The following is a 13,695-nucleotide window of genomic DNA, read 5'->3' on the forward strand; positions in this document are numbered from 1 at the left end:
CCCCTTCGGCTGAGCCGGGCACCCGGCCGGCCGAACTGCAAGCCAACAAAAAGCCCCGCATCTGCGGGGCTTTTCGTTACCGGGCCGTTTAGATCGCGCCGCGTTCGCGGAGCAGATCCAGCACCTGCTTCACACCCTCTTCCACATTGGTGGACTGGGTGTCGATCACCAGGTCGGCATCCAGCGGGACGTCGAAGGGGAAGGACTCGCCCGGGATGTTGTCCTGACCGGCAGCGTATAGACCCTGGGGGTCGCGCTCGCGGCAGGCCATGGGCGATGCCTGGACGTACACGGTGATCAGGCGCTCGGCGCCGATCAGCGCCTTGGCCTGCTCGCGGCCTTCGGCATCGGGGGCGACGAAAGCAGCCAGGGTCAGCATGCCGGCTTCGTTGAACTGACGGGCGACGTGGGCGGCGCGGCGCCAGTTCTCGGTACGGCCAGCGCGATCCTGCGGCAGCCCCTTGTTCAGGTCGTGGCGCAGATTCTGACCATCCAGCACGTAGACGGCGCGGCCCATGTCGAACAGCTTGCGCTCCACGGCATAGGCCAGGGTGCTCTTGCCGGCGCCGGAGAGGCCGCTGAACAGCACGGTAGCCGGCTTCTGGCCGAAGCGCGCGGCACGCTCCTCGGGAGACACGTGGGCCTGCTTGCCATGGTGGCCTTGGACATTACGCCCGGCCTGCGGGTCGGCGATGATCATGCCGGCGCCGACGGTGCCATTGGTCAGGCGGTCGATGACGATGAAGGCACCGGTGGTGCGGTTCTGCTCGTAGCCATCGAGGGCGATGGGCGCATCCAGGCTGACCTTGACCTTGGCGATCTCGTTCAGCTGCAGGCTGCTGGCAGCGGTTTCCTCGAGGGTGTTCACGTCCACCTTGTGCGCGATGCTCGGGATGGAACCCGGCACGTAGCTGGTGGCGCGCTTGATGTCGTACTTCTTGCCCGGGAGCATCGGCTCCTCGGACATCCACACCAGCATGGCGTCGAAGCCGTCGACCACCTCGGGCTGGTTGTCAGCGTGCACCAGCATGTCGCCGCGGGACACGTCGATCTCGTCTTCCAGGGTCAGGGTAACGGCCTGGCCCGGACCGGCCTGCTCAAGTTCGCCCTCGAAGGTGACGATGGACTTGATCCGGCTGCCCTTGCCCGACGGCAGGGCCACCACGTCGTCGCCCTTGCGCACGATGCCGCTGGCCAGGGTGCCGGCGAAACCGCGGAAGTTCAGGTTCGGGCGGTTCACGTACTGCACCGGGAAGCGCATGTCGGAGACGTTGCGGTCGCCAGCGATTTCCACGGTCTCGAGGATTTCCATCAGCGACTGACCGGAGTACCAGGGCGAACGCTCGCTCTTGTTGACCACGTTGTCGCCCTTCAGCGCCGACATCGGCACGAAGTGGATCGAGGTGGGATTGAGCTTGATGCGTTCGGCGAACTGCAGGTAGTCGGCCTTGATCGCTTCGAAGACGCCCTGATCGAAGTCCTTCAGGTCCATCTTGTTGACCGCGACGACGATGTGCTTGATCCCCAGCAGCGACGCGATGTAGCTGTGCCGGCGGGTCTGGGTCTGCACGCCGTAGCGGGCGTCGACGAGGATGATGGCCAGGTCGCAGGTCGACGCGCCGGTGGCCATGTTGCGGGTGTACTGCTCATGGCCGGGGGTGTCGGCAATGATGAACTTGCGCTTGGCGGTGCTGAAGTAGCGATACGCCACGTCGATGGTGATGCCCTGCTCGCGCTCGGCCTGCAGGCCATCGACCAGCAGCGCCAGGTCGACGTCGTCACCGGTGGTGCCGACTTTCTTCGAATCGCGGGTAATGGCTTCCAGATGGTCTTCGTAGATCATCTTGGAGTCGTGCAGCAGGCGCCCGATCAGGGTGCTCTTGCCGTCATCGACGTTGCCGCAGGTGAGAAAGCGCAGCAGTTCCTTGCGTTCGTGCTGGGCCAGGTAGGCGAGGATATCCTCGCTGATCAGATCGGATTGATGACTCATTCTTCGTCGCTCCAAGCTGCAAGCTTCAAGCGGCAAGCTAAAAGCATGCAGCTAGCCTGAAATTCTGTTGATCAACCCACTGAGCATTCTGGAAAGCTCGCGGGTTTCCTGTATCCACTGAGTTGCAAGCGGCTCGGGGATATAGCCGATATCACTGCCTATCAGGAGTTGCGTACGAAGCTCGGCGCAAGAGCCCTTGGCGATACGCAGGTAATGGCATTTCTCTCTGCCACTCCCTCGCTCCATGCCCTCGGCAATATTGCTGGGGACGGATAGTGCCGAACGGCCTACTTGATCCCGAAAGCCGTAATCACGGCAGTCACGCAACGCCTGAAAGACCTGGACGGCCAGTTGCCTGGCCCGCTGCCAGACTTCGAGTCGTTCGAAATCCATTTCCCCGGGCTCCGCTCCACTTGAAGCTTGTCGCTTGCAGCTTGTGGCTTAGAAATACCCCTGACGTTTTTTCTCTTCCATCGACCCGGCGGCGTCGTGGTCGATGACCCGCCCCTGGCGTTCGGAAGTTCGGGTCAGGAGCATTTCCTGGATGATTTCCGGCAACGTGGTCGCCGTGGATTCCACCGCGCCGGTCAGCGGGTAGCAGCCGAGGGTGCGGAAACGCACCATGCGCTTCTCGATGCGTGCTTTCTCTTCGTCGGAGAGGTGCTCGAGGATGCGCTCGTCGTCGATCATGATCAGCGTGCCGTTCTTCTCGATGACCTCGCGCTCGGCGGCGAAGTACAGCGGGACGATCGGGATCTGTTCCAGATAGATGTATTGCCAGATGTCCAGCTCGGTCCAGTTGGACAGCGGGAAGACGCGGATCGATTCGCCCTTCTTCACCTTGCCGTTGTAGACGTTCCACAGCTCGGGGCGCTGGTTCTTCGGGTCCCAGCGGTGCTTGCTGTCGCGGAAGGAGTAGACGCGCTCCTTGGCGCGGGACTTCTCCTCGTCGCGGCGGGCGCCGCCGAAGGCTGCGTCGAAGCCGTACTTGTCGAGCGCCTGCTTGAGGCCCTCGGTCTTCATCACGTCGGTATGCTTCGCGCTGCCATGGGTGAAGGGGTTGATGCCCTGGGCGACGCCTTCCGGATTCACGTGGGTGATCAGGTCCAGGCCCATCTCGGCGACCATCTTGTCGCGGAAGCTGTACATCTCCTGGAACTTCCAGCGGGTATCGACGTGCATGACCGGGAACGGCAGCTTGCCGGGGAAGAACGCCTTGCGCGCCAGGTGCAGCATGACGGCGGAGTCTTTGCCGATGGAGTAGAGCATCACCGGGTTGTCGAATTCGGCGGCCACTTCACGAATGATGTGGATGCTCTCCGCCTCCAGCTGTTTCAGGTGCGTCAGTTTATCGAGCATGGCTACTCACGAAGGTCTTTCTGATACGACGGCCGGCGGGCCGTGGACGAAGCGGCACTCTAACACAGCCCCTCATTCTATTGAGGGACCTGGTTAGATCGAAACAATCTAGCGATATACCTGCCCGATAGGTGCCTGCAGGCCGCGCATCACACGGGATTCGGGCAATCGATGAAGAGGTGTTCGAGGGCGAAGCGCCGCGCCAGGTAATCCCCCAGCGCCTGTATCCCGTAGCGCTCGGTGGCGTGGTGGCCGGCAGCGATGAAGCTGATGCCGTTCTCCCGCGCACTGTGGAAGGTCTGCTCCGAGGCCTCGCCGGTCAGGTACAGGTCGACGCCCGCGGCGATGGCCTGGTCGATATAGCCCTGGCCGCCGCCGGTACACCAGCCGATCCGGCTGATCATCCGTTCACCCTCGACCAGCAACGGCTCGCGCCCCAGCACCTCACGCACACGGCGGGTGAAGTCTCTGGCGGTCATGGGCTCGGCCAGGGAGCCGATCAGCCCGACGGTACGCGGGTTGTCCGGTTCCAGCGGGCCTTCGACAATGATGTCCAACTGACGCGCCAGCTGCACGTTGTTGCCGACTTCGGGGTGCACATCCAGGGGCAGGTGATAGGCCAACAGGCTGATGTCGTTGGCCAGCAGGGTCTTCAGACGACGCTGCTTCATACCCACCACGCACGGATTCTCGCCTTTCCAGAAGTAGCCGTGGTGCACCAGGATCACGTCGGCCTCAGCCTCCACCGCTGCGTCCAGCAACGCCTGGCTGGCGGTGACGCCAGTGACGATCCGGCTGACCTGGGGACGCCCCTCGACCTGCAGGCCGTTGGGGCAGTAATCCTGGATGCGCGAGGCGTTCAGATAGCGCTCCGCTTCTTCCACCAGGGTGTTCAGGGCAATGGCCATGGCATTCCTCACAAGCTGTTTCGGACGACTCGTTTTTGACACGCGCCCTCGTATAATGGCGCCACCTTAAGGGGCACCCCTGCCCCTCGCAACCCTCAGGATTCCCCCTCGATGCTCAAGGCCCTGCGATTTATCGGCTGGCCCCTGATTGTCGGCGTGCTCGTTGCACTGCTGATCATCCAGCAATACCCGGACTGGGTCGGCCTGCCCCGCGAGGAAGTGCATCTGCAGGAAGCGCCCAAGTTCAACTTCACCCGCCAGGGGCCGGACTCCTATGCCGATGCCGTGACCAGCGCATCCCCCGCCGTGGCCAACCTCTACACCACCAAGATGGTCAGCAAGCCGGCCCACCCGCTGTTCGAGGACCCGCAGTTCCGCCGCTTCTTCGGTGACAACCTGCCCCGCCAGCGGCGCATGGAGTCGAGCCTGGGTTCGGCGGTGATCATGAGCCCCGAAGGCTATCTGCTCACCAATAACCATGTGACCGCCGGCGCCGACCAGATAGTGGTAGCCCTCAAGGACGGCCGCGAAACCCTGGCACGCCTGGTGGGCAGCGACCCGGAAACCGACCTCGCAGTACTGAAGATCGACCTCAAGGACCTGCCGCCCATCACCCTCGGCCGCTCGGACAACATCCGTATCGGCGACGTCGCCCTCGCCATCGGCAACCCCTTCGGCGTCGGCCAGACCGTGACCATGGGCATCATCAGCGCCACCGGCCGCAATCAGCTGGGCCTGAATACCTACGAGGACTTCATCCAGACCGACGCGGCGATCAACCCTGGCAATTCCGGCGGCGCCCTGGTGGATGCCAGCGGCAACCTGATCGGCATCAACACCGCGATCTTCTCCAAGTCCGGCGGTTCCCAGGGCATCGGCTTCGCCATCCCGACCAAGCTGGCGCTGGAGGTGATGAAGGCGATCATCGAGCACGGCCAGGTCATCCGTGGCTGGCTCGGCATCGAAGTCCAGCCGCTGACCCCGGAACTGGCCGAATCCTTCGGCCTGGAAGGCCGCCCAGGAATCGTCGTCGCCGGCATTTACCGCGACAGCCCGGCCCAACGCGCCACCCTGCAACCGGGCGACATAATCCTCAGCATCGATGGCGAGCCGGCCGGCGATGGCCGCAAGTCGATGAACCAGGTCGCCCGCACCCACCCGGGCGAGAAGGTCGCCATCCAGGTGATGCGCAACGGCCAGGAACTGGACCTGACCGCCGAGGTCGGCGTCCGCCCGCCGGCCAGCAGCAACGGCGGCAACTGATTCATGCGAACGGCGCCCCAGGGCGCCGTTCTTCGTTTCAAGATTGGAACATGCCTGCGGCAGGCACTAAGGCTCGCTAACAAGCGCCCAAGAAAAAGCCGAGGCAATGGCCTCGGCTTTTTTGTCCCTCACCGGGGATCACAGTCTACCCAGCGCATCCAGCAATGCCTGGTTCTGCTCCGGCGTACCGACGGTGATGCGCAGGAACTGGGCAATGCGCTCCTGCTTGAAGTGCCGCACGATCACGCCCTGCTCACGCAGGCCGGCGGCGATGCCGGCGGCATCCTTTTGCGGGTGGCGGGCGAAGACGAAGTTGGCGGCCGAAGGCAGCACCTGGAAGCCCAGCTTGCCCAGTTCAGCCACCAGCTTCTCGCGGCTGTCGATCACCTTGCGGCAGGTTTCCTCGAAGTAGGCCGTGTCCTCGAAGGCCACCGCCGCGCCGGCGATGGCCATGCGGTCCAGCGGGTAGGAGTTGAAGCTGTTCTTGATCCGCTCCAGCGCCTCGATCAGGTCCGGATGGCCCACTGCCAGGCCCACCCGCAGGCCCGCCAGGGAACGGGACTTGGACAGGGTCTGGGTCACCAGCAGGTTCGGGTAGCGATCCACCAGACTGATGGCGGTCAGGCCGCCGAAGTCGATGTAGGCCTCATCCACCAGCACCACCGAATCCGGGTTGGCCTGCAGCAGACGCTCGATGGCCTCCAGTGCCAGCAGGCAGCCGGTGGGTGCGTTGGGATTGGGGAAAACGATACCGCCGTTGGGGCGCGCGTAGTCCTCGACCCGGATCTGGAATTGCTCATCCAGCGGCACCGCCTCGAAAGGAATGCCATAGAGCCCGCAGTAGACCGGGTAGAAGCTGTAGCTCACGTCGGGGAACAGCAGCGGCTCGCCGTGCTGGAACAGGCCGTGGAAGGCGTGGGCCAGGACTTCGTCCGAGCCGTTGCCGACGAACACCTGGCTGGGCTGCACGCCGTAGTAGTCGGCCACCGCATGCTTCAGGCGATCGCTGTTCGGGTCCGGGTAGAGCCGCAGGTTATCGCCCACTTCGGCCTGCATGGCCGCTATCGCCTTGGGCGACGGGCCATAGGGATTCTCGTTGGTGTTCAGCTTGACCAGTTTGGCCAGCTTGGGCTGCTCGCCCGGAACGTAAGGCACCAGGTCCTTGACGAAGGGACTCCAGAACTTGCTCATGCTCACTCCCCCTTGATTCGATATTCGGCGCTGCGTGCGTGGGCGGTCAGCGACTCGCCACGGGCCAGCACGGACGCGGTCCTGCCCAGTTCGGACGCGCCATCGGCCGAACAGAAGATGATCGACGAACGCTTCTGGAAGTCATACACGCCGAGCGGCGAGGAGAAACGCGCGGTGCCGGAAGTCGGCAGGACGTGGTTCGGGCCGGCACAGTAGTCGCCCAGGGCTTCGGCGGTGTAGCGCCCCATGAAGATGGCGCCGGCGTGGCGGATCTGCGGCAGCCAGGCCTGCGGGTCGGCCACCGACAGCTCCAGGTGCTCGGGGGCGATGCGGTTGGCCACCTGGCAGGCCTGGGCCTGGTCGGCGACCAGAATCAGCGCGCCACGGTTCTGCAGCGAGGTGCGGATGATCTCGGCACGCTCCATGGTGGGCAGCAGCTTGTCGATGCTGGTGGCCACCTTGTCGAGGAAGGCGGCGTCGGGACTGACCAGGATGGCCTGGGCGTCCTCGTCGTGCTCGGCCTGAGAGAACAGGTCCATGGCGATCCAGTTCGGATCGGTCTCGCCGTCGCAGACCACGAGGATTTCCGACGGGCCGGCGATCATGTCGATGCCCACCTGGCCGAATACGTGGCGCTTGGCGGTGGCGACGTAGATGTTGCCGGGACCGACGATCTTGTCCACCTGGGGCACGCTTTCGGTGCCATAGGCCAGTGCGGCCACGGCCTGGGCGCCGCCGATGGTGAAGACACGGTCAACGCCGGCCACGCAGGCCGCGGCGAGGACGATTTCATTGATCTCACCGCGCGGGGTCGGCACCACCATCACCACCTCGGCGACTCCGGCGACCTTGGCAGGAATCGCGTTCATCAGCACGGACGAGGGATAGGACGCCTTGCCGCCCGGCACATAGAGGCCGGCGCGATCCAGCGGGGTGACCTGCTGGCCCAGCACGGTGCCGTCGGCCTCGGTGTAGGTCCAGGAGTCCTGCTTCTGCTTCTCGTGGTAGCTGCGCACGCGGGCAGCGGCGGTTTCCAGGGCCTTGCGCTGCTCGGGGGTGATCCGGGTCAGGGCCAGCTCCAGGCGCTCGCGCGGCAGGATCAGCTCGGCCATGGAGGCGGCCTGCACGCCGTCGAAGCGCTGGGTGAATTCCACCACCGCGGCGTCACCGCGCTCGCGCACGGCCTGGATGATATCGAGGACCCGTTGGTTGACCGCGTCGTCGGACACGCTTTCCCAGCTCAGCAGATGATCCAGGTGTCGCGCGAAATCCGGATCAGCGGCATTGAGTCGGCGGATGGCGATAGGAGCGGTCATAGCGGGCCTCATGAATGGCAAATGCTCGGGCGCCGCTAGAGTAGCAAGCCCACCGTGCGGGCACCCGAGAATATTGGCTATGACACGGATAGGCGCGTGCGGCGCTGGGCCGCACTCAAGGTGTCAGTTTTGGTGTCGAGACTCGACGGCGTTGCGCAGTACGTCGATCAACGCCTGGATACGCCCGTGCTGCATCTTCATCGATGCCTTGTTGACGATCAGCCGCGAGCTGATGGTGGCGATCAGTTCCTGGGGTTCCAGGCCGTTGGCGCGCAGGGTGTTGCCGGTGTCGACCACGTCAATGATCTTGTCGGCCAGACCTACCAGCGGTGCCAGCTCCATGGAGCCGTACAGTTTGATCACGTCCACCTGGCGGCCCTGCTCGGCGTAGTAGCGCTTGGCGACGTTGACGAACTTGGTGGCCACGCGCAGGCGCCCTTTGGGCTCGGGCACACCGACTGCACCGGCGGTCATCAGCTTGCAGCGGGCAATCTTCAGGTCCAGGGGCTCGTACAGGCCCTGGCCGCCGTACTCCATCAGCACGTCCTTGCCGGCGACGCCGAGGTCGGCCGCGCCATGCTCGACATAGGTCGGCACGTCGGTGGCACGCACGATGAGCAGGCGCACATCCTCCTGGGTGGTGGGGATGATCAGCTTGCGGCTCTTGTCCGGATTCTCGGTGGGGACGATACCGGCTTCGGCGAGCAACGGCAGGGTGTCGTCGAGAATACGGCCCTTGGACAGCGCGATGGTGAGCATGAAACTGGATTTCCTTGGCTACGGCCCATCAGGGCCTGTTGCACGGTCAGCGTGACCGGCCCCGTTCAGGGCCGGCCAGCATTGCGACCTAGCCCGGTACGCGACGGATCTTGGCGCCGAGCAACTGCAGTTTTTCTTCGATGCACTCGTAACCACGGTCGATGTGGTAGATGCGGTCGATCAGGGTGTCGCCCTCGGCCACCAGACCGGCGATCACCAGGCTGGCGGAAGCCCGCAGGTCGGTTGCCATCACCGGGGCGCCCTTGAGCTTCGGCACGCCGGTAACGATGGCGGTGTTGCCTTCAACCAGGATCTGCGCGCCCATGCGGTTCATTTCATAGACGTGCATGAAGCGGTTCTCGAACACGGTCTCGATCACCGCACCGGTGCCTTCGGCCACGGCGTTCATGGAGATGAACTGGGCCTGCATATCGGTGGGGAACGCCGGGTACGGCGCGGTACGCAGGTTGACCGCTTTCGGGCGGTTGCCCTTCATGTCCAGCTCGATCCAGTTGTTGCCGGTGTTGATGTGGGCACCCGCCTCTTCCAGCTTCTGCAGCACGGCTTCGAGGATGGTCGGATCGGTGTCCTTGAGCTTCACCCGGCCGCCGGTAGCGGCGGCCGCCACCAGGTAGGTACCGGTTTCGATACGGTCGGGCATCACGTTATAGCGAGCACCGCCCAGGCGCTTGACGCCATCGATGGTGATGGTGTCGGTACCGGCGCCGTGGATCTGCGCGCCCATGGCGATCAGGCAGTTGGCCAGGTCGACCACTTCCGGCTCGCGGGCGGCGTTCTGCAGCACGCTGCGGCCGTTGGCCAGGGCCGCAGCCATCATGATGTTCTCGGTGCCGGTCACGCTGACGGTATCGAAGAAGAAGTTGGCGCCGCGCAGCCCACCGGCCGGAGCACGGGCCTTGATGTAGCCGCCTTCGACATCGATCTTCGCACCCATGGCCTCGAGGCCGCGGATGTGCAGGTCCACCGGGCGCGAGCCGATGGCGCAACCGCCGGGCAGGGCCACTTCGGCTTCGCCGAAGCGGGCCACCATGGGACCGAGCACCAGGATGGAGGCACGCATGGTCTTGACCAGCTCGTACGGCGCCACCAGGGTCTTGATGCTGCTGGCGTCGACCTCGACCGCCAGCTTCTCATCGATCACGGGCTGCACGCCCATGCGACCGAAGAGCTCGATCATGGTGGTGATGTCGTGCAGGTGCGGCAGGTTGGCCACGGTAACCGGCGTGTCGGCCAGCAGGGTGGCGGCGAGGATCGGCAGCGCGGAGTTCTTGGCGCCGGAAATGCGGATTTCGCCGTCGAGGCGTTGACCGCCGGTAATAATCAGTTTGTCCATAGTTCTCTCGGCAGCTGAGCTCAGGAACGCTCGGCCCAGGCGGCGCGGCTGAAGAATTTCATGGTGACGGCATGGATGCTGCCATCGGCGATCCAGGCGTTCAGGTGGGCGTAAACCTGCTGTTGACGCTTCACCGGGCTCAGGCCGGCCAGCTCGTCATTGATCAGGTTCAACTGGAAATTGCAGCCTTCCCCTTCGACTTCCACCTGGGTACCTGGGAGTTTCGCCTCCAGGAGGCTTTTCACTTCTACGGCCTGCATGCTCAACCTCAATCGGCGCCCAACGCGCGCGGGTCGGCCATGATACAAAAAAGCCCCCCGCCTGCGAACCCCGCGCACGCGGGGCCTGACGGAGGGCCGTTGGACCGGCTCAGGCCTCTGTGGGCAGCAGCTCGGTCAATCCGGAAACCTCGGAGATCTGCCGCATGTCCTCGGGCAGACCGCGCAGCGTCAATGTCTTGCCCGCGGCCTCGGCATCCCGCATGAAGGCGAGCAGCAGAGCGAGACCCACGCTGCTGCTCTTCTCCACCGCCGAACAGTCCAGCACCAGGCGGTTGGCGCCATTGCTCGCGCGGATCAGTTGCCTGCCCGTTTCGCGCAGCTGCGGCCCGGTGCCGTGATCGAGCACGCCGACCAGGCGCAGCTCGCCCGGCACGGTCTGTTCGATGCGGGCATCACTCATTGCCTTTCGCCTGCTTGGCTTCCTCGGATTCCTTGGCCTTGGCCACCACATCGGCCCAGCCGTTGATGGTCTTGTCCAGGTCGTTGCCATTGCGCTGCATGGCGTCGGCGAACTGGTCGCGGAACAGCTTGCCGATATTGATGCCGTTGATGATCACGTTACGCAGCATCCACTGCCCGTTGACGTTCACCATGGTGTAGGAAACCGGGTAGATGGTGCCGCTGCGACCGGTGACTTCCATGCCTACGCTGGTGCGCTCGGGGTCTTCCTTCTTGGCAGGCAGCACGCGGATGTTCTGGTTGTCGTATTCCAGCAGGGCGTTTCCGTAGAACTGGATCAGGCTGCGCTTGAAGTTCTCCTGGAAACGGGTCATCTGCTCGGGCGTGGCCTTGCGCGAGTACTTCACGGTCATGATGCTGCGCGAAATACCGTCGGCGTCCACCACCGGGCCGAGGATGCGATTCAGGGAGTCGTAGAAGGCATTCGGGTCGCTGCGGTATTGCTCTTTGTTGGCCTTGAGGTCGGTCAGCAACTGGTCGGTGGTCTTCTGGATGATTTCGTGCGCGCTCGGTGCAGCGGTGGCCAGCAGAGGCAGAGCCGCCAGCAACACCAGCAGGCCGTTACGCAGGGCTTTGATCATGTCTCGAATCCTCATTTGCTTTCTTTGTTGACCGTGTTCAGCAGGAACTTGCCGATCAGGTCTTCCAGCACCAGGGCCGACTGGGTGTCACGGATGGTACCGCCTTCCTTCAACAGCTCCTCGTCGCCGCCGACGCTGATACCGATGTACTTCTCGCCCAGCAGGCCGGCAGTGAGAATGGACGCGGTCGAGTCCACGGGCAGGTTGTCCACGCGCTTCTCGACTTCCATCGTCACGCGACCGGTATAGCTGTCGCGATCCAGGTCGATGGCGGTGACCTTGCCGATGGTGACGCCGGCCATGGTTACCTTGGCTCTGACAGTCAGACCGGCGATATTGTCGAAGTGCGCATAAAGTTTGTAGGTATCGTCACTTGCGCCATAGGACAGACCGCTGACCCGCAGGGCCAGAAGCAGCAAGGCCAGAAGACCGGCCAGGAGGAACAGGCCGACACCAATCTCCAAGGTGCGGATTTGCATCAGAAATCTCCAAACATCAAAGCGGTCAGGATGAAGTCCAGCCCCAGCACGGCCAGCGAGGCGTAGACCACGGTTTTAGTCGTTGCGACGCTGATCCCTTCCGAGGTCGGCTCGCAGTCATAACCCTGGAACACGGCGATCCAGGTCACCACGAAGGCGAACACGACGCTCTTGATCACGCCGTTCAGCACATCCTCGGTGAATTCGACACTGTTCTGCATGTTGGACCAGAAAGAGCCTTCATACACTCCCAGCCAGTCCACGGCCACCATGGCGCCGCCCCAGATGCCCACCACGCTGAAGATCATCGCCAGCAGCGGCATCGAGATGAAACCTGCCCAGAGGCGAGGCGCAATGATGTACTTGAGCGGGTCGACGCCGATCATCTCCAGGCTGGAAAGCTGCTCGGTGGCTTTCATATTGCCGATCTCGGCGGTCAGCGCGGAGCCCGCGCGGCCGGCGAAGAGCAGGCCGGTCACCACCGGGCCCAGCTCACGCAGCAGGGTCAGGGCGACCATCTGCCCCACCGCCTGCTCGGAGCCGTAGTCGACCAGGATGTTGTAGCCCTGCAGGGCCAGCACCATGCCGATGAAGACGCCGGAGACGACGATGATCGCCAGCGACAGCACACCGACCGCGTAGAGCTGCTTGACCAGCAGGTGAAAGCCTTGGCCAACACCGGTACGACCGAACAGCGCGTGTATCAGGAACAGCGTGGAGCGCCCCAGCGCCTCCACCACGTCGAGACCGGAACGCCCGAGCAGGCGAATGCGCTCGAGCAAGGACTTCTTGCGCATCAGCGCCCCCCCAGCAGGTCTTTGCGGTAATCAGGCGCCGGGAAATGGAAGGGTACCGGGCCATCCGGAATGCCTTTCATGAACTGGCGGATACGCGGGTTATCGGAATTCATCAGCTCTTCGGGCGTACCCTGCCCCAGGACCTGGGCATCGCCCACCACATAGAGGTAGTCGGCGATGCTGGCGGTTTCCGCGAGATCGTGGGAGACCACGATGCTGGTGATGCCAAGGGCATCGTTGAGCAGGCGGATCAGCCGCACCAGTACGCCCATGGCGATGGGATCCTGCCCGACGAACGGTTCGTCGTACATCAGGATCTGCGGGTCCAGGGCGATGGCGCGCGCCAGTGCCACGCGGCGCTTCATGCCGCCGGAAAGCTCATCCGGCATCAGGTCGATGGCGCCGCGCAGGCCGACGGCCTGAAGTTTCATCAGGACGATGTCACGAATCATTTCCTCGGGGAGCTTGGTATGCACCCGTAGCGGAAAGGCAACGTTCTCGAACACATCCAGGTCGGTGAACAGGGCACCGCTCTGGAACAGCACCCCGAATTCCTTGCGCATGTCGAACAGATCGGCCCGCGACAGCTTCGGCAGGTTCTGGCCATTGACCCAGACTTCGCCGCTGGCGGGCTTGAGCTGGGCGGCGATCAAGCGCAGCAATGTGGTCTTGCCGCAGCCGGAAGGCCCCATGATGCCGGTGACCTTGCCGCGCGGGATGCGGATATCGACATCTTGGAAAATGCTTCGCGTACCGCGCTTGAAGGTAACCCCCTTCAATTCCACGGCATAGGCGTTTTCGGCGCTCATCTAGACTCCTTGCGATACAGCCTCCCTGAAAGACGACGCGCCCCGACGCAAGGACACCCCGCCCAGGACGGGCCGAACAAGGGGCGAACTATATCACCGCGCCGTGGCGCCTCCCAAGGCCGCGCAGCACCATGTTCAGGATTGCGACA

General features: G+C 63.9%; 15 protein-coding genes. 1 reads left to right on the plus strand and 14 read right to left on the minus strand.

Going from position 1 to position 13,695, the window contains the following annotated elements; translation table 11 throughout:
* Positions 1 to 88: 88 nt before the first annotated feature.
* From cysN to ACFW0H_RS14315, 4 genes are all read right to left on the minus strand, one after another.
* Positions 89 to 1,990 carry a sulfate adenylyltransferase subunit CysN gene (cysN, locus tag ACFW0H_RS14300; protein WP_422914545.1) on the minus strand — a complete coding sequence of 634 codons (1,902 nt, stop codon included), beginning with the start codon at positions 1,988 to 1,990 and terminating at the stop codon, positions 89 to 91.
* 51 nt (positions 1,991 to 2,041) lie between these two features.
* Entirely contained in the window at positions 2,042 to 2,383 is a 342-nt protein-coding gene (locus tag ACFW0H_RS14305) for a four helix bundle protein (RefSeq protein WP_422914546.1), read from the minus strand.
* 48 nt (positions 2,384 to 2,431) lie between these two features.
* Positions 2,432 to 3,349 carry a sulfate adenylyltransferase subunit CysD gene (gene cysD / locus ACFW0H_RS14310; RefSeq protein WP_069082310.1) on the minus strand — a complete coding sequence of 306 codons (918 nt, stop codon included), beginning with the start codon at positions 3,347 to 3,349 and terminating at the stop codon, positions 2,432 to 2,434.
* 149 nt (positions 3,350 to 3,498) lie between these two features.
* Positions 3,499 to 4,257, minus strand: coding sequence for a Nif3-like dinuclear metal center hexameric protein (locus ACFW0H_RS14315; protein WP_422914547.1), 759 nt, complete (start codon positions 4,255 to 4,257; stop codon positions 3,499 to 3,501).
* A 111-nt stretch (positions 4,258 to 4,368) separates the two neighbouring features.
* Here ACFW0H_RS14315 and algW point away from each other — a divergent pair, with 111 nt between their 5' ends.
* Positions 4,369 to 5,520, plus strand: coding sequence for a Do family serine endopeptidase AlgW (algW, locus tag ACFW0H_RS14320; protein WP_422914548.1), 1,152 nt, complete (start codon positions 4,369 to 4,371; stop codon positions 5,518 to 5,520).
* A gap of 138 nt (positions 5,521 to 5,658) precedes the next feature.
* Here algW and hisC read toward each other — a convergent pair whose 3' ends face one another.
* From hisC to ACFW0H_RS14370, 10 genes are all read right to left on the minus strand, one after another.
* The gene (gene hisC / locus ACFW0H_RS14325) at positions 5,659 to 6,711 is read right to left on the minus strand and encodes a histidinol-phosphate transaminase (RefSeq protein ID WP_422914549.1); all 1,053 of its coding nucleotides are present in this window, start codon (positions 6,709 to 6,711) and stop codon (positions 5,659 to 5,661) included.
* Between the two features lie 2 nt (positions 6,712 to 6,713).
* Positions 6,714 to 8,027, minus strand: coding sequence for a histidinol dehydrogenase (gene hisD / locus ACFW0H_RS14330; RefSeq protein WP_422914550.1), 1,314 nt, complete (start codon positions 8,025 to 8,027; stop codon positions 6,714 to 6,716).
* A gap of 123 nt (positions 8,028 to 8,150) precedes the next feature.
* Entirely contained in the window at positions 8,151 to 8,786 is a 636-nt protein-coding gene (gene hisG, locus ACFW0H_RS14335) for an ATP phosphoribosyltransferase (RefSeq protein ID WP_422914551.1), read from the minus strand.
* Positions 8,787 to 8,874: 88 nt separating this feature from the next.
* The gene (gene murA, locus ACFW0H_RS14340; protein WP_422914552.1) at positions 8,875 to 10,140 is read right to left on the minus strand and encodes a UDP-N-acetylglucosamine 1-carboxyvinyltransferase; all 1,266 of its coding nucleotides are present in this window, start codon (positions 10,138 to 10,140) and stop codon (positions 8,875 to 8,877) included.
* Between the two features lie 20 nt (positions 10,141 to 10,160).
* Positions 10,161 to 10,400 carry a BolA family protein gene (locus ACFW0H_RS14345; protein WP_422914553.1) on the minus strand — a complete coding sequence of 80 codons (240 nt, stop codon included), beginning with the start codon at positions 10,398 to 10,400 and terminating at the stop codon, positions 10,161 to 10,163.
* Between the two features lie 109 nt (positions 10,401 to 10,509).
* A complete protein-coding gene (locus ACFW0H_RS14350) occupies positions 10,510 to 10,821 on the minus strand; it encodes an STAS domain-containing protein (RefSeq protein WP_422914554.1) in 312 nt (103 codons plus the stop codon).
* A complete protein-coding gene (locus ACFW0H_RS14355; protein ID WP_422914555.1) occupies positions 10,814 to 11,461 on the minus strand; it encodes an MlaC/ttg2D family ABC transporter substrate-binding protein in 648 nt (215 codons plus the stop codon). Before ACFW0H_RS14355 ends, ACFW0H_RS14350 begins: the two co-directional genes overlap by 8 nt.
* 11 nt (positions 11,462 to 11,472) lie before the next feature.
* Positions 11,473 to 11,940: an outer membrane lipid asymmetry maintenance protein MlaD gene (gene mlaD / locus ACFW0H_RS14360; RefSeq protein WP_422914556.1), complete on the minus strand. Its 468-nt coding sequence runs from the start codon at positions 11,938 to 11,940 to the stop codon at positions 11,473 to 11,475.
* Entirely contained in the window at positions 11,940 to 12,737 is a 798-nt protein-coding gene (gene mlaE / locus ACFW0H_RS14365) for a lipid asymmetry maintenance ABC transporter permease subunit MlaE (RefSeq protein WP_422914557.1), read from the minus strand. The genes mlaD and mlaE overlap by 1 nt, the downstream gene beginning before the upstream one ends.
* Positions 12,737 to 13,546, minus strand: coding sequence for an ATP-binding cassette domain-containing protein (locus tag ACFW0H_RS14370; RefSeq protein ID WP_422914558.1), 810 nt, complete (start codon positions 13,544 to 13,546; stop codon positions 12,737 to 12,739). Before ACFW0H_RS14370 ends, mlaE begins: the two co-directional genes overlap by 1 nt.
* Between the last annotated feature and the right edge of the window lie 149 nt (positions 13,547 to 13,695).

Source organism: Metapseudomonas cellulosilytica (genome assembly GCF_049334135.1).
In the GTDB taxonomy this organism is placed as follows: domain Bacteria; phylum Pseudomonadota; class Gammaproteobacteria; order Pseudomonadales; family Pseudomonadaceae; genus Metapseudomonas.

What these genes read in the sequence shown, in the direction of transcription:
- cysN (WP_422914545.1), bottom strand. Translation starts at nt 1,990, where the DNA reads ATGAGTCATCAATCCGATCTGATCAGCGAGGATATCCTCGCCTACCTG.
- ACFW0H_RS14305 (WP_422914546.1), bottom strand. Translation starts at nt 2,383, where the DNA reads ATGGATTTCGAACGACTCGAAGTCTGGCAGCGGGCCAGGCAACTGGCC.
- cysD (WP_069082310.1), bottom strand. Translation starts at nt 3,349, where the DNA reads ATGCTCGATAAACTGACGCACCTGAAACAGCTGGAGGCGGAGAGCATC.
- ACFW0H_RS14315 (WP_422914547.1), bottom strand. Translation starts at nt 4,257, where the DNA reads ATGGCCATTGCCCTGAACACCCTGGTGGAAGAAGCGGAGCGCTATCTG.
- algW (WP_422914548.1), top strand. Translation starts at nt 4,369, where the DNA reads ATGCTCAAGGCCCTGCGATTTATCGGCTGGCCCCTGATTGTCGGCGTG.
- hisC (WP_422914549.1), bottom strand. Translation starts at nt 6,711, where the DNA reads ATGAGCAAGTTCTGGAGTCCCTTCGTCAAGGACCTGGTGCCTTACGTT.
- hisD (WP_422914550.1), bottom strand. Translation starts at nt 8,027, where the DNA reads ATGACCGCTCCTATCGCCATCCGCCGACTCAATGCCGCTGATCCGGAT.
- hisG (WP_422914551.1), bottom strand. Translation starts at nt 8,786, where the DNA reads ATGCTCACCATCGCGCTGTCCAAGGGCCGTATTCTCGACGACACCCTG.
- murA (WP_422914552.1), bottom strand. Translation starts at nt 10,140, where the DNA reads ATGGACAAACTGATTATTACCGGCGGTCAACGCCTCGACGGCGAAATC.
- ACFW0H_RS14345 (WP_422914553.1), bottom strand. Translation starts at nt 10,400, where the DNA reads ATGCAGGCCGTAGAAGTGAAAAGCCTCCTGGAGGCGAAACTCCCAGGT.
- ACFW0H_RS14350 (WP_422914554.1), bottom strand. Translation starts at nt 10,821, where the DNA reads ATGAGTGATGCCCGCATCGAACAGACCGTGCCGGGCGAGCTGCGCCTG.
- ACFW0H_RS14355 (WP_422914555.1), bottom strand. Translation starts at nt 11,461, where the DNA reads ATGATCAAAGCCCTGCGTAACGGCCTGCTGGTGTTGCTGGCGGCTCTG.
- mlaD (WP_422914556.1), bottom strand. Translation starts at nt 11,940, where the DNA reads ATGCAAATCCGCACCTTGGAGATTGGTGTCGGCCTGTTCCTCCTGGCC.
- mlaE (WP_422914557.1), bottom strand. Translation starts at nt 12,737, where the DNA reads ATGCGCAAGAAGTCCTTGCTCGAGCGCATTCGCCTGCTCGGGCGTTCC.
- ACFW0H_RS14370 (WP_422914558.1), bottom strand. Translation starts at nt 13,546, where the DNA reads ATGAGCGCCGAAAACGCCTATGCCGTGGAATTGAAGGGGGTTACCTTC.